We start from the raw sequence: 17,250 nt of genomic DNA on the forward strand, positions 1-17,250 counted from the left end.
CCTGACGGCGGTCAGGGTGCGCTCTGAGTGGGCGTTCTGCACGCTTTCGTCGGGCCTCAGCTTGAGTTGATCTCTGGGGTGGCCGGTGGGTCGGGCTGGGGCAGGACGAACAGGCCGGGATCGGGCTCGGTGAGAACACCCCGCTCTACCAGCCGTTTCAGCCGGGCCCGCATGCTCTCGACATGCCGGGGCTCGGTGCCGCCACCCAGCGCCCGGCACACGTCCTTGGCGTGCAGCCCGTTCCCGCCCCGGGTGAACACGGCCAGCACCTCCCGATACCCCGGCGGCAGCGGCTCGGCCGGTGCGGCGTCGTTCTCGGCGGCCAGGTCCAGCACCGTCTCCCGGGTGATCTCCAACCGTTCCAGGGCACGTTCAGCGGCGGCGAGCTGCCCGGTGAGCCGGGCGATCTCCTCCCGCAGCTTTTCGACGGCCCGCCCGGCGCGGGCCCGCCGAGCCTCGATCTGTTCCAGCACCTCCCGCACCGGCACTCCGCTCGTCATTCCCGACACTCCCGCCGGTCAGACCGGCGGGTCACGCCAGGTCGGGGTGGCCGCCCCGGTCAGCCGGCGGGCCATCACCTCCACCATCGACCAGTGGATCATCGCTACCGCGCTGGCCGGTTTCGCCTCGTAGTCCCGGGCCAGCCGCCGGTGCAGCATCAACGTGCCCAGGGTCTGCTCAACCCGCCACCGCTTCGGGAGCGGGGTGAACCCCCGCGCTCCCGGCTCGCGTCCGACGACCTCGACATCGATGCCCAGACCGGCGCCGTGCTCGACGACGGTGGTCTTGAACCCGGCGTCCACCCACGCCTTGCGCACCGGCGGGGCGGCGGCGGCGACCCGGTCCAGCAGGGCGGTGCCGATGGTGTTGTCGTGCACGCTGGCCGCGACCACGACCACGGCGATGAGCAGTCCCAACGTGTCGACGGCGATCCCGCGTTTACGGCCCGGGCTTTTCTTTCCCGGGTCCAGGCCGGTCGTGCCCTTCGGGGCGTTGGTGGAGGACCGGACGGTCTGGGAGTCCAGCACGACCGCGCTCGGGTCGGCTTTCCTGCGGTGGTGCTCACGGACCAGCCAGCGCAGCAGGTCGTGGATCGTCTCGGTGGTGCCGTCGTCGCGCCACTGGCCGAAGTAGTAGTACACCGCGGACGTCGGGGGCAGGTCGTGGGGCAGGTAGCGCCACTGGCAGCCGGTCCGGGCCTGGTAGAGGACCGCGTTCACGATCTCCCGCATGTCGTAGCCACCCTCGTGCCCGCTAGCCGAGGGATGCCGGGCCTTCCACGCGGTGAGGACCGGGCGGATCAGGTCCCACGCCTCATCGGACAGGTCACTGGGGTACGGCTTGCGTTCTGCCATGTCTTCCAGCAGAACGCGCCAGCCGGCGAACGCAAGACGATCAACTCCGCACCCCAGAGATCAACTCAAGCTGAGACCCGGCGAAAGCGTGCAGAACGCCCACTGAAGCGCCTGCCGTCGAGGCTGGTCACGACACGGGCGGAGGTCAGACGGACCAGGCCACGATGCACCGTGGAGTACAGCGCCGGGTTGTCGACGTAGCCGAGGAAGTCCTCACCTGTTATGCCGCAGGGCGATGTCAGCAGCGCGTCGATCAGGTTGGCGATGGTGAACGGGGCGGGTGAGTCGAGCAGGCAGAGGGCGGCCAGGGTGATGGCACGTTCGGCTTGGGCACAGTGCCGCTGGTAGGGGCCGATCTGACCGCCGAGGAAGATGTGCTGCGTTGTCATCGCGTTGAGGATCAGGCGGAGCTTGAACACCTGCGAGTTCAGGAACCATGGCTCCACAACGACCGGGGCGATGTTCAGTCTGCCGGCGGCGTCCAGGATGAAGCCGCCGAGGGCCACGGCGATATCGACCTCCGTCGCCGTGGCATGCAGCTTCACCTCATAGGCGACCTCGGTGCAGGGCTCCGGCACGTTCGCGTTATGACCGGCTCGTCCGCGCGCCGACGGGACGGCCTGGATGTCCGTATCGTCAGGGAAAGCCGTGCAGGTCGAGCGCGGCGGTGGCGGTCTTGCAGGCCCGGCGCCCGGCCGGAACGTAGCGGTGGCCCGCGGCGCGGACCGCGTGCGCGACAGTGGCGCGGAAGATCGCGAGGTTGGCCGGGCCGCGGCGGGTCCGGCTCCGGCTCGCGTCCTCACCGAAAGTGACGTCACGGACGTGGTGCTGACGGTTCTCGATGATCCACTGGCCGCGGGCGGCGTCGGCGAGGAACCCGGCCGAGGCCTGCTCGAAGGCCAGATCCGTGATGCCGTAGACCGTCTCCCGGCTGGGTTTCCTGCCCTTCTCCCGGCGCCAGCGCTGGATCCGGACGGCCTGGCGGGCGTGCGGGAACTCGGCGTGCTCGACGGTCGCGGCCTTCAGCGTGCGGGTCTCGTCACGGCCGTGGCCATGGTCGTGGGTGGTGTCGGCGACCGGGACGTCCGCCCACGGCAACGCGGCCAGGAACGCGCGCAGCGTTGGCTGGTTGCCCTTCACGACCGCAAGGTAATGGGCCTTCTTGTCGGTGACCAGCCAGTCGAGATGGTCGCGCACGGTATGCAGAGCGTCGAAGGTCAACAGGTCGCAGGCAAGGTCGAGGGGCTCGAGGACAGGGCGGAACGCCTTCGTCTCATTGCTCTTCGAGTCCACCTCGTGCTGGTTGACCAGCCGGCCGGTCGCCTGGTCGGCGACCCCGACCAGTTGGACCTGCCGCCCGTCGGCGCGCTTCGCGCCGCGGCTGGTCTTCCCATCCAGTGCGTAGACCGCCCGCACCGCTTCTCCCGCCGCCTCGGGTGACGCCGGCTTCGGCGGGGCCGGGTCGGCCAGCGGCGGATCGAGCAGTGCGCGGGCGAGCCGCGCGTCGTCGGTGTCGTTGAGGAACCGGCGGATCGTCGACTCGCTCGGCAGCCGGTAGCCGTCAAACGGGTCGTACGGCAGCCGCAGCCGGCGCCGTTCCTCCTCCGTGGTGCCGGCGAGCCATTCGATCACGGCGGTGACCCGGTCATGGCCCGCCGCGGTCAGCGCGCACAGCCACACCGCCGCCAGCACCGCCAGCGGGTAGACCCGCCCACGTCGGCCCCGGTGCTCGCCCATCGCGTGCAGCCGCTGCCAGATTCCCTCACGCGACACCGCGCCGGCTCCCACCACACCGGCCGCGTCACGCGACAATGCCCCCACAGGCACGTGCGCTCCCGGACCACGAAGACGTTAGACACCTCCGTGATCTACAGGCGCCGTGCCTGTCTTCTTCTCAGCGACGCGTGACCTGGCCGTGTCCGCCCGCCGACCCCCGCGCCCGCCCGATCAGGGCATACCGGGACCCCACCAGCCAACTCCGGGCGGACCGGGACCTCAGCTGACAGAACCGGCCAGGGCACCGCCCAGCAGGCCAGAACAACGAACACCTGGATCGATCACGCGATCAGCGCCACCCAGGACGCACGGCCACGATCACACCAAAGCGCGAACGTGCCGGAGCCCTGGACCTCGGTGTCGAGCCGGAGCAGATGGGTCGCGTGGAGGGCGATCACGGCGTCTGCCAGTCGGGCACGCACGCTCTCGGACAGCGGCGGGCCGACAAACAGCAAGTCGAGATCCGCGTCGTGCGCGGCGGAACCGGCTGCGTGGGAGCCGTAGGCGATCGCGTATCCGCGCGGGCCGAGGAACTCTGCGCGCAGTCGGCCCGCGTCCGCCAGCGCCTGCGCGATGCCAGTCACCGCTGTGACGGAAGGTGATGGTGGGGATCACCGGTGACCTGAAAGTCAATCAGGTGGATGCCGCTGGGCAGCACGACCTGACCCGACGGGCGGGTGTGTGCGTCCACGAAGGCAGTGACCTCGGCCTGAACTTCAGGATCACGGACAAGGGCTGGCATGTCCTTGAAATGCAGCCGGTTGAACCATGCCATCGCCGCATCGCGGCTGTCCGCGAGGGCGACACCGGCCGCGCGGATGTGAGTGAGATGGCCGATGGCGCGGTCCTCAGCCAGTCGCAGTTCCTCCAACAGCAGAAGGCGGGTGTACTCGCGTCCGCCATCGGGGAACGGGGCGATCCTTTCCCATGCCCAGGTCACCAGCCGCTGTTCCGGGGTCTGCGAATCGAAGAACAGAACGAGGAGATGACCGCCATCAGCGACAAGTGACAGCATGTCGCGCACCAGGCTGCCCGCCTCCCGGCGCGCCGCTCCTTGATCAGCCACCGGCTGGATCCCGTCCCCTGTCATCTCCTCGAAGAACTCACCCAGCGGGTAGCTCAGCGACCAGAACGCCCCGACCAGGTCAAACCCGCCGGCTCGGCCGTCGTCGAGCAGCCGTGACACGGCGAGCGGGATGTCGGCCTCGTGAGCCTCCGCTTCCGGGAAACGACTACGGAAGGTGTCGAGCATGGCGGCGCTGGAGTCGATCGCCACGAGCCTGCGTGCGTACGGGGCGAGCCGGGCGGTCAACCGTCCGGTGCCGCACCCGAGTTCCAGCACGTCGAGCGCTTGGCGCGGCGCACCGAAACGCGCCTCGATGATCTGCGCGATCATGTCCCCGTCGTCTCGACCGCTGTAGTAATGCGCGGGTAGTACCGCCTCGTAGATTCCTTCGGTGCGGTAGACGGCTTTGAATCCCGGCGTGGCCGGTACGTCAATGCTCCGGCTGTCGCCTGCTGCGCCGTTCATGCCCGGTCCTCAGCGTGCTCGCTGGCTTCCCACGCCTGTCCCAGCGCGACGGCGTGGTCAAGGACACCGGTCATATGCTCGGCCTCGATATGGGGGTTGGCTGCCATGAATCGCAGCGGATAGACGGTGGCGCCCTTGCGTAGGATCCCCGCGTCGTCGCGGATGCTGAACTGATGCAGATGCCAGATACCTTCGGCCAGCATCCGCTCGTGGATCCATCGGTTGGCATGGTTGACCAGCTCGATGGCGGAGACATGATCGGTAGCGTTGGCATAGCTGACCGGTAGGTAGAGGAACGCGACCGCGAGCAGGTCCGGCTCATGCAGTCGAATCGTCCGCGGACAGGCATCGACCAGCGCGGCGAACCGCTGCGCGTTCGCAACCCGCTTCTCAGCCATCGCCGCGAGCCCTGTTCTGCCGTGCGTGCGCATCAGCATCCACAACTTCAACGACAGCCAACCCTTGGTACCGACAAACGGCGTCACCTGCCCGAACGCGAAATCCTCCTGCATGATCAGATCCGAGTAGCTGGCGATCGTTCGCAGGCTTGCTGGCGTGCGCACCAGCAACGCGGACAGCGCATGGGGCACGGCCATGACCTTGTGCGGGTCCACCGTCACGCTGTCAAACCCGGAAATTCCAGCAATCTTGTGACGGAGGTGATCGCTGAATGCGCAGAGCAGCCCCCAGCAGGCATCTGCGTGCAGCCAGATCCGTTCGTCGGCCGCGCGGGTGACATCGTGCACGCCTTGGAGGTTCTCGATCGTCTGAGTGCGACTGTCGCCGGCGTAGGCCACCACAGCCATCACTCGGCCCTGGTTCTCCGCAAGAGCCCGTTCCAATTTCGCCAGGTCGTAGCGGAAACCCGCAGTGTCGACCTCGATCAACTGGCTACCAGCGCCAATCCACGCCAGCGCGCTCTTCACACTGTAATGACCGATACCACGGGGAACGACGATCGCGAATCTGCCGGGGTCGGTCACACCACATTCCATCGTGCCAGGCGCCGCGTGCTCTCGGGCCAGCATCATCGCGACCGTGTTGCTCATCGTCCCGCCATGGGCGATGACACCACCGACATCCCACACCGTCATCACATCCTGCACGGGAGGGTTGGTGAAGCCGAGCAACTCGCGCAGCCACCGCAAGACGGTGATCTCGATGAAGGTGGCGCTCGGCGAGTCGAAGCTCTGGTTGATCAGGTTCTGCTGGGTGAACAGCGCGAGCACGCCGCCCGCGAGCGCGGCAACGTCGTCGCCTGTATCCCCGAAGCCCAGGAAGCGTGGACTCGCCTCGTTCTTGCACAGAGGCAGCCAGGGCTCCGGCACGTTCGCGCTTTGGTGTGATCGTGGCCGTGCGTCCTGGGTGGCGCTGATCGCGTGATCGATCCAGGTGTTCGTTGTTCTGGCCTGCTGGGCGGTGCCCTGGCCGGTTCTGTCAGCTGAGGTCCCGGTCCGCCCGGAGTTGGCTGGTGGGGTCCCGGTATGCCCTGATCGGGCGGGCGCGGGGGTCGGCGGGCGGACACGGCCAGGTCACGCGTCGCTGAGAAGAAGACAGGCACGGCGCCTGTAGATCACGGAGGTGTCTAACGTCTTCGTGGTCCGGGAGCGCACGTGCCTGTGGGGGCATTGTCGCGTGACGCGGCCGGTGTGGTGGGAGCCGGCGCGGTGTCGCGTGAGGGAATCTGGCAGCGGCTGCACGCGATGGGCGAGCACCGGGGCCGACGTGGGCGGGTCTACCCGCTGGCGGTGCTGGCGGCGGTGTGGCTGTGCGCGCTGACCGCGGCGGGCCATGACCGGGTCACCGCCGTGATCGAATGGCTCGCCGGCACCACGGAGGAGGAACGGCGCCGGCTGCGGCTGCCGTACGACCCGTTTGACGGCTACCGGCTGCCGAGCGAGTCGACGATCCGCCGGTTCCTCAACGACACCGACGACGCGCGGCTCGCCCGCGCACTGCTCGATCCGCCGCTGGCCGACCCGGCCCCGCCGAAGCCGGCGTCACCCGAGGCGGCGGGAGAAGCGGTGCGGGCGGTCTACGCACTGGATGGGAAGACCAGCCGCGGCGCGAAGCGCGCCGACGGGCGGCAGGTCCAACTGGTCGGGGTCGCCGACCAGGCGACCGGCCGGCTGGTCAACCAGCACGAGGTGGACTCGAAGAGCAATGAGACGAAGGCGTTCCGCCCTGTCCTCGAGCCCCTCGACCTTGCCTGCGACCTGTTGACCTTCGACGCTCTGCATACCGTGCGCGACCATCTCGACTGGCTGGTCACCGACAAGAAGGCCCATTACCTTGCGGTCGTGAAGGGCAACCAGCCAACGCTGCGCGCGTTCCTGGCCGCGTTGCCGTGGGCGGACGTCCCGGTCGCCGACACCACCCACGACCATGGCCACGGCCGTGACGAGACCCGCACGCTGAAGGCCGCGACCGTCGAGCACGCCGAGTTCCCGCACGCCCGCCAGGCCGTCCGGATCCAGCGCTGGCGCCGGGAGAAGGGCAGGAAACCCAGCCGGGAGACGGTCTACGGCATCACGGATCTGGCCTTCGAGCAGGCCTCGGCCGGGTTCCTCGCCGACGCCGCCCGCGGCCAGTGGATCATCGAGAACCGTCAGCACCACGTCCGTGACGTCACTTTCGGTGAGGACGCGAGCCGGAGCCGGACCCGCCGCGGCCCGGCCAACCTCGCGATCTTCCGCGCCACTGTCGCGCACGCGGTCCGCGCCGCGGGCCACCGCTACGTTCCGGCCGGGCGCCGGGCCTGCAAGACCGCCACCGCCGCGCTCGACCTGCACGGCTTTCCCTGACGATACGGACATCCAGGCCGTCCCGTCGGCGCGCGGACGAGCCGGTCATAACGCGAACGTGCCGGAGCCCTGCAGAGGCAGCACGGTGTCCGTGAACTCAGCCAGGACCTCCTCAATGCTGCTGGTGTAGTCCGGAAGCTCCGACAACAGCAGGTCGCGGATCTGGGTGGGAGGCAGCCGGGCGCGGTAGATCTCTGGCTGGAGCTTGAAGTCAAACCCCAGCTCCAGCGCGTCTGCCAGCACGCGGCGGGCTCTGCTCTCATTGGGTGACGTAGCCGGACTTCCCGCCGAGAAGATCGCCGAGGGAGCTTCCACCGTCCTCCTCACCAAGCCAGCACCTAGAAGACACAGACCATCACTATCAGTGATGATGATGGTCGTCATACTAATCGAGACTTCCCACAGCTTCCAGGCATTTCCCGCACGTCACCCGCACCCCTCCGAGGCCGGAACTGCGCCGACAGGCACAATGGGTGCCGTGCCGATCCCCACCGCCCAGTACGAACCGTGGATGCGTCGTGCTCTCAAGCTGGCCACGACCCTCCCTGACCCCGGAGCCGACGACCCGCCGGTCGGGGCAGTCATCTACGGACCGGACGGGACCGAGATCGCGGCAGCACATCACGACCGCGAACGCACCGCGGATCCCACCGCCTACGCCGAGATCCTCGCGCTCCGCCAGGCAGCCCAGGCGCTCGGAACCTGGCGCCTCACCGACTGCACCCTCGTAACCACCCTCGAACCAGGCACCATGTCTGCCGGCGCGATCGTCCTCGCCCGCATACCACGCCTCATCATCGGCACCTGGGACAAATACAACGGCGCGGTCTGCTCCCTCTGGGACGTCGTGCGCGACCGTCGTCTCAACCACTTCGTTGAAGTCATCCCCGACGTGCTCAAGGACGAGTGCGACGCCTTGCTCGACTCCTACCTCGACTCGCCGAGCAACCTCGCCCGAGGCTGATCGACTGAGCCGACAACTCTCGCCGTCCCGGCGCGCCGATCAGACACCCCTTGGTCGTCGCGCAAGATCGCTGTGCAATTTGCGTGCCAGCGCGTGTAGTCACAATGGACCAGTCGGTTGGGGTCATTGATCGCTGGCATGCCGCCCAGTGGCACAGCGTCGCAGGTCAGCCCTTGGTAGGCCAGCGGGGCTTGACCTCGGCCGCGATCGTGATCAGCCGGCTCCCCACCCGGAACCCGCCGTTCACTACGCCCACAAAGCAGCGTGATCTCAGGCACAAACTCTTCGGGCTATTTGTCTTGAATGCCGTGAATGTCGACTTGCGGTTCTGTGTGTCGTCGGACCCCCCGCTCGTCTGCCAGGGGGAATGCGGGTGGGCGGCGCGGATTTTGGGCGTTGGTACAGGTCAAGCGTGTCTGACGCCCACCCGAGGTGTTCTGGATTGGCGTCGTGGGTGGGGTTCTCCCGAGGTCGTGTGCGGGGTATCGGAGGGTGGCCTGTTGGTGGTTTGGTCTCGGTCACGATCGGGGTAGCTTTCTGGGATCGTGTCGATTGCTGCCGGTATGAGGTCTTGTTGGTGCAGTTGTACCCGCGGTGCCGTCCCGTGTCCGCCACGCCTGCTGCTGAGCGTTCACGGGACGCCGGCTCACCGCCGCCGCGGGTGGCCCGTCCAATCGGGCGTTTCCTGTCGTACGGGTCTACCGGGATTGCGGTCTCGGTCAGCGCCTGGTCAGCCGGGCGGTTGCCGGCCTCGCCCGCCGACGAGGACGTGTGCCCTCGCGCGGCGGCCTGAGCGGGGCGCCGCGGGTCCCGATGTCCCGGCCGGCGTAGCCGCCTGGCGCGGACGTGCCTGTTGCGGTCGGAGGCCGGTAGTCGTCGCGTCGGTCGCGGCATCCCTCGCGCCCGGTCGGGCGGTCTGGCGTGGTGGGGACGGGCCTGCGCGCGCACCTCCGGCACCGACGGGCCCGTAGTGGCGCCTGCGCCTCCTGGTAGCCCCGCCTGTACCGCCGTGCTCCCGTCGTCCGCTCCGCCCGTCTGCAAGCCCGTCCTGCTCTTGGGAGACGCCTCCGCGTGATCACGAATCCTCCGCAGCAACGCCATCTCGGCCGCCGTACCTACGCCCGACCTGCCACCCGCACCGCCACCGGATACGACCACCTGCTCGGGTTGGCCCGCCACCTCACTGCCCGGGACCGGTGGATCACCCGCATGATCCATGAGCATCGGGTCCTGACCACCCACCAGATCGCCCAGCTCGGCTGGACGTCGCGCCGCGCGGCGAACATTCGGCTGCTGGAGCTGTACCGCTGGCGCGTCCTGGACCGTTTCCAGCCACTGGCCGTGAGTGGCCTGGCGCCCATGCACTACGTCCTCGACGTCGCCGGCGCGGCCGTGCTCGCCTACGAGGATGGCGTGGACCCGAAGAAGACCGGCTACCAGCACGACCGGGCGAAAGGCATCGCCCATTCCCTGCACCTGGCCCACCGGGTCGCGGTCAACGAGGTGTTCACCAGCCTCGTGTACCACGCCCGCCAACCCGACACCGCCGGCACACTGACCGCCTGGTGGTCGCAGGAACGCTGCGCCGAGCACTTCGGCGACATCGTCCGTCCCGACGCCTACGGCCGCTGGACCGAACGCGGCGCCGAGGTCGAATGGTTCCTCGAACTCGACTACGGCACCGAAGCGATGCGCCGCCTCGCGGCGAAGCTCCTCGACTACCAGCAGCTCGCGACCGCAACACGGATCACGACCCCGGTCCTGTTCTGGTTTCCCACCAGCCGCCGTGAGACCGCGGCCCGCCAGGCTCTGACCCGCGCCCTGGGTGACCTTGACCGGCCCGCGCTGGTGCCTGTCGCGACGACCGCGGCCGACCTCACCGCACCGGACGACCACCTGGACCCCACCCTCGTCCGCTGGCTTCCCCTGACCCCGGCCCCGGCCGGTCCCGGCCGTTTCGCGCTGCACCAGCTCGACCAGCTCTGGCCCGACCGTTCCGCCCCCGCCCCCAAGACTGAGGACGCCGATGTCCCGGACAAGCCGGGACGGCTGCGCCCACCCCAGCCCATGCCCCCGACCGGCCTGCACGGGCAGCACACCGCCGCCTGATTCCTGCTGTCACGACGGTCCCGTCGCGCGTCCCCCCGTGACCGGGCGCGCGGCGGGACCGTTGCCGTTTCCGGGGCCATCGGGTCCGGGCCGCAGCCCGACCTCGCGGTCTGCGGCCTGGACGGTCGGGGTCTCACCCGCCCCGCATGGGGGATGAAGGGGCGGGTCCGACCCGCCCCCGGCCTGCGGCCGGGGTGCCAGGCAGGTTCGCGTCGCGCGGACGGTCGGGCCGTACCCCACCCGTATTTCGAGTGTGAGGCCGACGCAGACCTCGCCACATCCGACGGACGAGAGGACCTGGGCCGTGAACACCGACACCTGGACGCTGGTCGAGGACATCACCAGCCGTGTGCAACACGCCGTCCGCGGCGGCGACTACCCCGCGATCCTGGGCTTGCACGGCACCCAGAATCTGGTCCTCACCGACCGGCCCTATCTGATCAGTTGGGCGACGGCGCTCGCGTTCGAGATCCGCGCCGCCGCGCACGCCCAGAGCAACGCCACCCACCGGTGGGTCTTCGCCGTCCCCCAGGTCTGGTACGAGGACGGCGACCTCATCGAGGCCAGGCCCCTGTTCACCGCACCCGTGCAACCGGACGAGCAGGAAGCGATCACCTGGATGAGCTGCGACGACACCGACGGCATCGACTACGGCCGCGTCCCGTTCACCCGCCGCCCAGGCGGTGAACCCGTCTTCGACGATCCCGAGTACTTCACCAGCCCCGTCCGGCCTCTCCAGCGCACCCCGGGCGCCGCGCTGCACCGCCTGCTCACCGCGGGCATCCCCGACCTCGCCTCACACCTACCCGCCCACCCCTGACCCCCACCATGGCCCGCCGTACCAGCACCGCCGCTCGCCCCGGGCAAGGTCCGAGTCCGGGCCTTGCGGCGGGTTCGGTCCGGTCCGGGTCGGGACCCGGACCGGCGGCAGCCGACGACCGGTCCGGACCCGGCGCGGGATGTGACAGCGACCATGAGCAGCAGAACCGACCGGGACGAACGCAGGTCCGCCCGCCCGCTGGGGACCACGTCCCAGGACATGCGTCCACGCCGCCGTTCCCGTGACCGGGTCAGCGGCAGTAGCTGCGGGCAGCAAGGCATGCGCGTGGACACGGCCTCACTCCCGAGTGGCTATGTCATCGACTCTGGGCACCTTTTGTCGGTGAGTGCCGACCGCGACCGATGCGGGCGTCGGAGGGTGTCGGCGAGTTCGGGCACGAGTGGTCCGGTGACTCGCTGGACGTTCGCGAAGCTGCGTGGGCCGCTCTCAGTTCATGATGTTCTGAGTTCAGGTTGAGCTGTACTCTCGGGTCGTGGCGACGATCGCTTCGGACATTGAGGTACTGGCGCGGGTCGGCCGGGCGTTGGCTGATCCGATCAGGGCCCGGCTGCTGCTGGCTCTGCGAGACAGCCCGGCGCATCCGGCTGATCTGGCGGAGGCGATGGGGATCTCCCGGAGCCGGCTGTCGAACCATCTGGCCTGTTTGCGCGGCTGCGGTCTGGTGGTCGCGGTTCCGGTCGGTCGGCGGACCCGCTATGAGCTCGCGGATGCCCGTCTCGGTCGTGCGATCGACGAGTTGCGGGCGGCGGTCATCGCCCTGAGGCAGGACACTGGCTGCCCGGACGCGGCGGAGAAGGGCTGCTGCTGAGATGGCCGTCTCGCTGCCGTGGGGTCCGTCGCCGGGCCGGCGTGACCTGCTCGCCCGGCGGATCCGGCTTCTGGTCGGGGTCACGATCGCCTATAACGTCGTCGAGGCCGTCGTCGCGTTGACGCTCGGCGCGGCGGCGTCGTCCACCGCGCTGATCGGTTTCGGTTTGGACTCGGTCATCGAGGTTTCCTCCGCGGCGGCGGTGGTCTGGCAGTTCTCCGCCTCCGATCACGCTGTGCGGGAGGCGCGGGAACGCCGCGCGCTGCGGATCATCGCGGTGTCGTTCGTGGCGCTCGCGGTCTATGTCACGGTCAACGTGGTGCGGTCCCTGACCGGCAGGCAGGACGCGGACGGTTCGGTGCCGGGGATCGTCCTGGCCGCGGTGTCGCTGGCGGTGATGCCGTTCCTGTCCGCCGCGCAGCGCCGGACTGGCCGGGAACTCGGTTCCGCCTCCGCGGTGGCGGACTCGAAGCAGACCCTGCTGTGTACCTATCTGTCCGCGGTCCTGCTCGCGGGTCTCCTCCTCAACGCCACCCTCGGCTGGTCCTGGGCGGACCCTCTCGCAGCTTTGGTGATCGCGGTGATCGCGGTGAAGGAAGGCCGTGACGCGTGGCGCGGCGACGTCTGCTGTCCCACCCCGCCGCCGTCATCCGTCCCCGGGGCCGGTGGGCAGCCGGCCAGGTGCGGATGCGCACCGGGCTGCGTCTGTTGCGGCTGACGCTGCTCCTGGCACTCAGGGGCCGGGTCGTTCAGTGAGTGTCGGCGGTGCGGGCGCGGGTCTGCGCGAGGCGGTAGGAGTCGGTGCCGGTTTCGAGGATGGTGCCGCAGAAGGTGAGGCGGTCGACGATGGCGGCGCAGAGGCGGGGGTCGGTGAACGTCTTGGTCCAGCCTCCGAAGCTTTCGTCGAAGGCGATCGCGACGCTGGCTTTCTCCTCGCGTTCAGTCAGACCTGGAAGAGGAGTTCGGAGCCACGCCGGTCGAGCGGGAAAAGAGCGGAAACGCCTGGCGGGCGTGAAAGAATGACCGGCGACGCATCGACCTCCCCACCGCTGGACCGGCCGGCCGGCTGTGATGCCCAGCGGCCTTCAGGCACGCGGTTGTAGGAATCGGCTAAATAAGAACGAGCAGTCATATCGGCGCGCTTCGGGCGGGTAAGCAGTCCGCGAGCGCCTCCAGGCAGCCCAGCCGCGCGGCGGCGTACGGACAGCGAGTTGCCAGCGATCTAGCCAGCGAGGCGTTCGTGCTGGTCAGACGTCGTGCTCAAAGAGATCTACCGTTACGTCTCGCGCCGTGCCCATGCCGGCGCCGGAGATCATCCTCCACCAATCCCCCCAACGGCAAACCCCCTTCCCATCCGCTGGCGACACCGGTAGCCACAGTGGTCACCTATTTGAGCCGCTACCCCCCAGAAGCACAGCGGCGCAGGTCAGCGCCTATACTGCACGACCCAAGCACCGCCCGACTTGGCTCCCCAGGAGCCTGGATGATAGTCGGATGGCCGCTGCTGGCGTGCGTGCTGTGCCGCGGTCTGCGGGGACCTGCGAACAGACTCTTCTCCCCACTATTCCATTTCCTGGTCGTATTTCATTGCATTTCCCCGGGTTGCATTCCTCTGCTTTCGCCTTTCGCTGCCCCGTCTTTCTATCTCTTGGGGTCGTCGTCTCGTTTCGATTTTTCCGGCAACAATCCACAGAAAGGTCTCTGACCTGCGAAAACGCGATCCAAGAAATCCCCAGAAAAAGCGGCCGGAGGTATTGATTTCACCGCCCGGGAGAGGGATTATTAGATATCGGCAGTTGCGCGCGGCGCGCGACGCCAAATCCCCCCTCTTTCCGTGTGGAGACTTTCATGTCGCATGCGTTCTTTTCCCGCGAGATTCCGTCGACCGTTCCCGCTGAAGCCGCCACCCGCGAGGACATGGCGCGCGTCACCGAAGCCGACTGGGCGGCGATCGTCACCCACGCGCACCGGTACTGCTGGAAGGTCGACGGCTCACGGTCCCGCAAGCGGGCCGACCGCAGCGCCACCATCACCCGCGACGGCCACGCCGCTTACGGCACCGATGACGTGTCCGACGACATCGCCCACGACGCGGTCCTGATCTACGCACGCAGGCTCGGGATGATCATCCGGGGCTGTGTCGTTGCCTCCATCGACGTCACCACCCGCGAAGCCGACCGGTGGCAGTACCAGCCCCACGACGCGGACATGTTCCTTGTCGACCGTGCCACGATCCGCAGCTGGGCGGTCACGGACGCCGCGCAGCGCAACGGCTACCGTCCCACGCGCCGTGACACCAGCCCCGAAGAGCTGGAGACGCAAGCGGAGCATCTGGCCGCCGTGACCTACCTGTCCGGAGTCAGCCACGTGGTGTTCGCGGCAGCATGGGGAGACGGACGGGACTTCCCGATCCTGCGGCGGGTCATCGCCGTTGCCGGCGCCGCCGAGGATCTGGGACGTACCGGCGTGTTCGCCATCGTCGCCCAGCAGATCTACGGCGGAAAGTACGGATCACGCCGCTCCGTGATCAAAGTCCGTGACGCCGCACTCGCGGAAGCACGCGAACTCACCGCCCGCTGCGACAGCATCCGCGACGCTCTCACCCACCACGACCGGCACCGACGCACCACCACCACCGACTGACACCACCCCAACCCCCGGAGCCTCCGAGCACACCGCTCGGAGGCTCCACCCATATCCGCAGAACGCCACCACCCCCGCCCGCCGTAACGACGGTCCGGCCCGTCCACCGCTACCACCGGTCCCGCACTGGCTCCGCCGGTCCCGCCGGAGCCGATCTCGGTTCGTCTGTCCCGCCGGCCGTGCCGGTGCCGCTGACTCCGCTGGTCCCACCGGCCAGTCTGGCCGCGCGTCCAGCTCCGGCCGTACCGGACGCGCAGGTGGCGCCGGTCCTGCCGGTGGTGTCGGTTCCTCGGTTCCCGCCGATCCTGACCGGTCATGCCGCTCAGCCTCCGACCCCGCGCCGGTCCGCCTGGCGGCGCGCTTCAGCTCCGGCCGCGCCGGTCCCGCTGGTGCTTGGGTCCGGGTTCCTGACCCGTAGGGCATGGCGGCCGACGAAGATCGCTGTGCAGGTCGGATGCCCCCGCGCGTGTAGTCACGATGGACTGGCCCATGTGGACCAATGATCGCTGGCACTGGCCGCGTTGGTCACAGCGTCGCAGGTCAGCCCCCTGATACCACTGGACACACCGGAGGCGCTGATTGCACGTGTCCGCTGTGACGTCGCATCCTGTCCAGAGGGGCCGCGCTACCGGCACGGTGCCGGCGCGCCGCCCAGGCCGCTGGCCGTTCACCGCGTGCCACCGTCACGGCGCGGGCAACGGCGCCCCCGTGACGGTGGCACTCTCGTGGATGACTCTTCCCCTGCCACGCTCGGCCCGCGCAAAAGAGACGCCGGGGAAGGCGGTTCCACACGCCAACATGGCTCTTGGTGGCCATAGCGGGCAGATACGCCGAACCCCCGGCGTCGTCTGCGGGGGCTTCGCCGGTGGTGTGGGCTACCGGGGATCGTTCAGGTCACGCCACACGATCCGCACCCGCTGAACATCATCACCCTCCACGGTGCCGTTGCCCCCGACGATCACACCGTCGATCAGTTGCGTGAGGATCACCCGCTTCGCCGCGATGTCCTCGCCCAACGCGTCCCAGCCCGCGGCCCCGTCCACGGGCAGCGTGGCGCGCCGCCGCGCGCTGGTGTACATCCGGGTCTGCGCCTCACGGATCTGCCGGCCGATGGCCCTGTGAGCGTCGTCGTAGGCGTCGTCCTCCATCTTCCCGGACGCCCACCGGTCCGCAAGCGCGCTCTTGCGGGCCTCCAACGTCGCCAGCTCAGCGGCCACCGGGTCCGCCGTCGCGGCAGGCTGGAGAACCAGCACGTCAAGGCGCTCCCGCACGGCCAGGCCCACCAGGCCGACCAGGAAGCTCTCCCCGATCCGGACCTTGGCCGCACACCGGCCGTCGCGGCGCTGGCAGTACAGCCGCGTGCCGGTCGCGCCGTTCCCGGTCAGCTTGTGCCCGCACGACGCGCAGTAGACGAACCCGGCCAGCACCCGCCGGACCCTCTCCGCGTCGGTGTTGGTCCGCCGCGCCGCGTCGGTCAGGATCGCCCGGACCTGCTCCCACGTCTCGACATCCAGGATCGCCGGCCACTGCGCCTCACCCATGACCGCGATGGCGCCCGTGCTGCGCCGCGACCTCCTCGTCTGATAGCCACGCATCCCGATCAGACGCGGATTGACCATCAACTCCTTGAGAGTGGTGGCATCCCACGCCCGGTACGGACACGGACAGTCCACCCACGCCCGACGGCCCTTGACGTTGTTCACGCAGGCCGCCCGGTGGGCCTTCGTCACGGTCGGGACCCCGGCCGCGTTGAGGGCGCGCGCGATGCTCCCCAACGGCACGCCCGCGAGGATGTCAGCGGCGATCCGGCGAATCGTTGCCGTCTCTTCCGGAATGACAGCGTGAAAATCCCGCACGGGCCTGCCCAGATGGTCGGTAGCCACCACCGGCCCATAGCCGAACGCCCTACGCCCGCCATGGTGGCGGCCCTGCTCTGCCCGCTGCTTGGCCGCGCGGGATACCCGTTCCGCCGTGCGCTTGGCCTCCGCCCGGTCGATCGCTCCCATGAGATCGACCATGAGATAGCCGTCCGCCGTGGTCGGGTCAGCCTCCGAACCCCGCACCGGGATGATCCGAATTCCCTTGGCCTCGAACAGGTCAAGGACACGAACCCGGTCCTTCGCCGATCGAAAGAACCGGTTCGACGTCCACGAGATCACCGCGTCGATCTCACCAGCGGCAGCCATGACCAGGATGCGCTCGAACTCCGGCCGGTAGTCCTTCGTGGCCGACAGATCGTTGTCGGTCAGCACGTCGATCAGGTCGATGTCGTCCCGCCGGGCGGCATGCTCCCGGATGTCCTCATCCTGGCGAGTGACCCCGGCTTCCAGCCCTTCGCGGTCATCGGAGATCCGCCGATACCCGATCGTGCGCAACATGCGAACCACCCCAGAACCGTACGCGGCGTCCTGAGCGTCCG

16 protein-coding genes and 1 pseudogene are annotated in these 17,250 nt (G+C 69.0%); 7 read left to right on the top strand and 10 right to left on the bottom strand.

What is annotated here, in order from left to right; all coding sequences use genetic code 11:
• Positions 1–56: 56 nt before the first annotated feature.
• The 7 genes from FRANCCI3_RS13620 to FRANCCI3_RS13650 form a co-directional block, all read right to left on the bottom strand.
• Positions 57–500, bottom strand: a complete 444-nt coding sequence (locus FRANCCI3_RS13620; RefSeq protein WP_011436467.1) for a hypothetical protein — start codon at positions 498–500, stop codon at positions 57–59.
• An 18-nt stretch (positions 501–518) separates the two neighbouring features.
• Positions 519–1,355: an IS5 family transposase gene (locus FRANCCI3_RS13625; RefSeq protein ID WP_011435557.1), complete on the bottom strand. Its 837-nt coding sequence runs from the start codon at positions 1,353–1,355 to the stop codon at positions 519–521.
• A gap of 65 nt (positions 1,356–1,420) precedes the next feature.
• Entirely contained in the window at positions 1,421–1,933 is a 513-nt protein-coding gene (locus FRANCCI3_RS13630) for a hypothetical protein (RefSeq protein ID WP_041257917.1), read from the bottom strand.
• A 58-nt stretch (positions 1,934–1,991) separates the two neighbouring features.
• A complete protein-coding gene (locus tag FRANCCI3_RS13635) occupies positions 1,992–3,182 on the bottom strand; it encodes an ISAs1 family transposase (protein ID WP_011434597.1) in 1,191 nt (396 codons plus the stop codon).
• Between the two features lie 230 nt (positions 3,183–3,412).
• Entirely contained in the window at positions 3,413–3,715 is a 303-nt protein-coding gene (locus FRANCCI3_RS13640; RefSeq protein WP_011437101.1) for a hypothetical protein, read from the bottom strand.
• Positions 3,712–4,662 (bottom strand): class I SAM-dependent DNA methyltransferase, encoded by a 951-nt coding sequence (locus FRANCCI3_RS13645; RefSeq protein ID WP_011437102.1) that lies wholly within the window; start codon positions 4,660–4,662, stop codon positions 3,712–3,714. The genes FRANCCI3_RS13640 and FRANCCI3_RS13645 overlap by 4 nt, the downstream gene beginning before the upstream one ends.
• Entirely contained in the window at positions 4,659–5,990 is a 1,332-nt protein-coding gene (locus FRANCCI3_RS13650) for a pyridoxal phosphate-dependent decarboxylase family protein (RefSeq protein ID WP_011437103.1), read from the bottom strand. The genes FRANCCI3_RS13645 and FRANCCI3_RS13650 overlap by 4 nt, the downstream gene beginning before the upstream one ends.
• Before the next feature lie 285 nt (positions 5,991–6,275).
• On the opposite strand from FRANCCI3_RS13650, the gene FRANCCI3_RS13655 reads away from it, so the two are divergent.
• Positions 6,276–7,466 (top strand): ISAs1 family transposase, encoded by a 1,191-nt coding sequence (locus tag FRANCCI3_RS13655; protein WP_011434597.1) that lies wholly within the window; start codon positions 6,276–6,278, stop codon positions 7,464–7,466.
• A 45-nt stretch (positions 7,467–7,511) separates the two neighbouring features.
• Here the strand turns inward: FRANCCI3_RS13655 and FRANCCI3_RS13660 are convergent, their stop codons facing one another.
• The gene (locus FRANCCI3_RS13660) at positions 7,512–7,709 is read right to left on the bottom strand and encodes a hypothetical protein (protein WP_035958610.1); all 198 of its coding nucleotides are present in this window, start codon (positions 7,707–7,709) and stop codon (positions 7,512–7,514) included.
• A gap of 226 nt (positions 7,710–7,935) precedes the next feature.
• On the opposite strand from FRANCCI3_RS13660, the gene FRANCCI3_RS13665 reads away from it, so the two are divergent.
• From FRANCCI3_RS13665 to FRANCCI3_RS13690, 5 genes are all read left to right on the top strand, one after another.
• Positions 7,936–8,430: a nucleoside deaminase gene (locus FRANCCI3_RS13665; protein WP_035941587.1), complete on the top strand. Its 495-nt coding sequence runs from the start codon at positions 7,936–7,938 to the stop codon at positions 8,428–8,430.
• 1,071 nt (positions 8,431–9,501) lie between these two features.
• On the top strand, positions 9,502–10,539 hold the full coding sequence (locus FRANCCI3_RS13670) for a replication-relaxation family protein (protein ID WP_011437106.1): 1,038 nt from the start codon (positions 9,502–9,504) through the stop codon (positions 10,537–10,539).
• A 304-nt stretch (positions 10,540–10,843) separates the two neighbouring features.
• Positions 10,844–11,359 carry a hypothetical protein gene (locus tag FRANCCI3_RS13680; RefSeq protein WP_011437107.1) on the top strand — a complete coding sequence of 172 codons (516 nt, stop codon included), beginning with the start codon at positions 10,844–10,846 and terminating at the stop codon, positions 11,357–11,359.
• Positions 11,360–11,852: 493 nt separating this feature from the next.
• Positions 11,853–12,188: an ArsR/SmtB family transcription factor gene (locus FRANCCI3_RS13685; protein ID WP_011437108.1), complete on the top strand. Its 336-nt coding sequence runs from the start codon at positions 11,853–11,855 to the stop codon at positions 12,186–12,188.
• 1 nt (position 12,189) lies between these two features.
• A complete protein-coding gene (locus tag FRANCCI3_RS13690) occupies positions 12,190–12,906 on the top strand; it encodes a cation transporter (protein WP_011437109.1) in 717 nt (238 codons plus the stop codon).
• A 31-nt stretch (positions 12,907–12,937) separates the two neighbouring features.
• Here FRANCCI3_RS13690 and FRANCCI3_RS24665 read toward each other — a convergent pair.
• Positions 12,938–13,170 (bottom strand): annotated as a pseudogene (locus tag FRANCCI3_RS24665) (ATP-binding protein); the annotation flags it as partial.
• An 866-nt stretch (positions 13,171–14,036) separates the two neighbouring features.
• On the opposite strand from FRANCCI3_RS24665, the gene FRANCCI3_RS13695 reads away from it, so the two are divergent.
• Positions 14,037–14,831: a hypothetical protein gene (locus tag FRANCCI3_RS13695; RefSeq protein WP_011437110.1), complete on the top strand. Its 795-nt coding sequence runs from the start codon at positions 14,037–14,039 to the stop codon at positions 14,829–14,831.
• 875 nt (positions 14,832–15,706) lie between these two features.
• Here the strand turns inward: FRANCCI3_RS13695 and FRANCCI3_RS13700 are convergent.
• Positions 15,707–17,209: a recombinase family protein gene (locus FRANCCI3_RS13700; RefSeq protein WP_011437111.1), complete on the bottom strand. Its 1,503-nt coding sequence runs from the start codon at positions 17,207–17,209 to the stop codon at positions 15,707–15,709.
• Positions 17,210–17,250: the final 41 nt, after the last annotated feature.

It is taken from the genome of Frankia casuarinae, assembly GCF_000013345.1.
Classification (GTDB): Bacteria; Actinomycetota; Actinomycetes; order Frankiales; family Frankiaceae; genus Frankia; species Frankia casuarinae.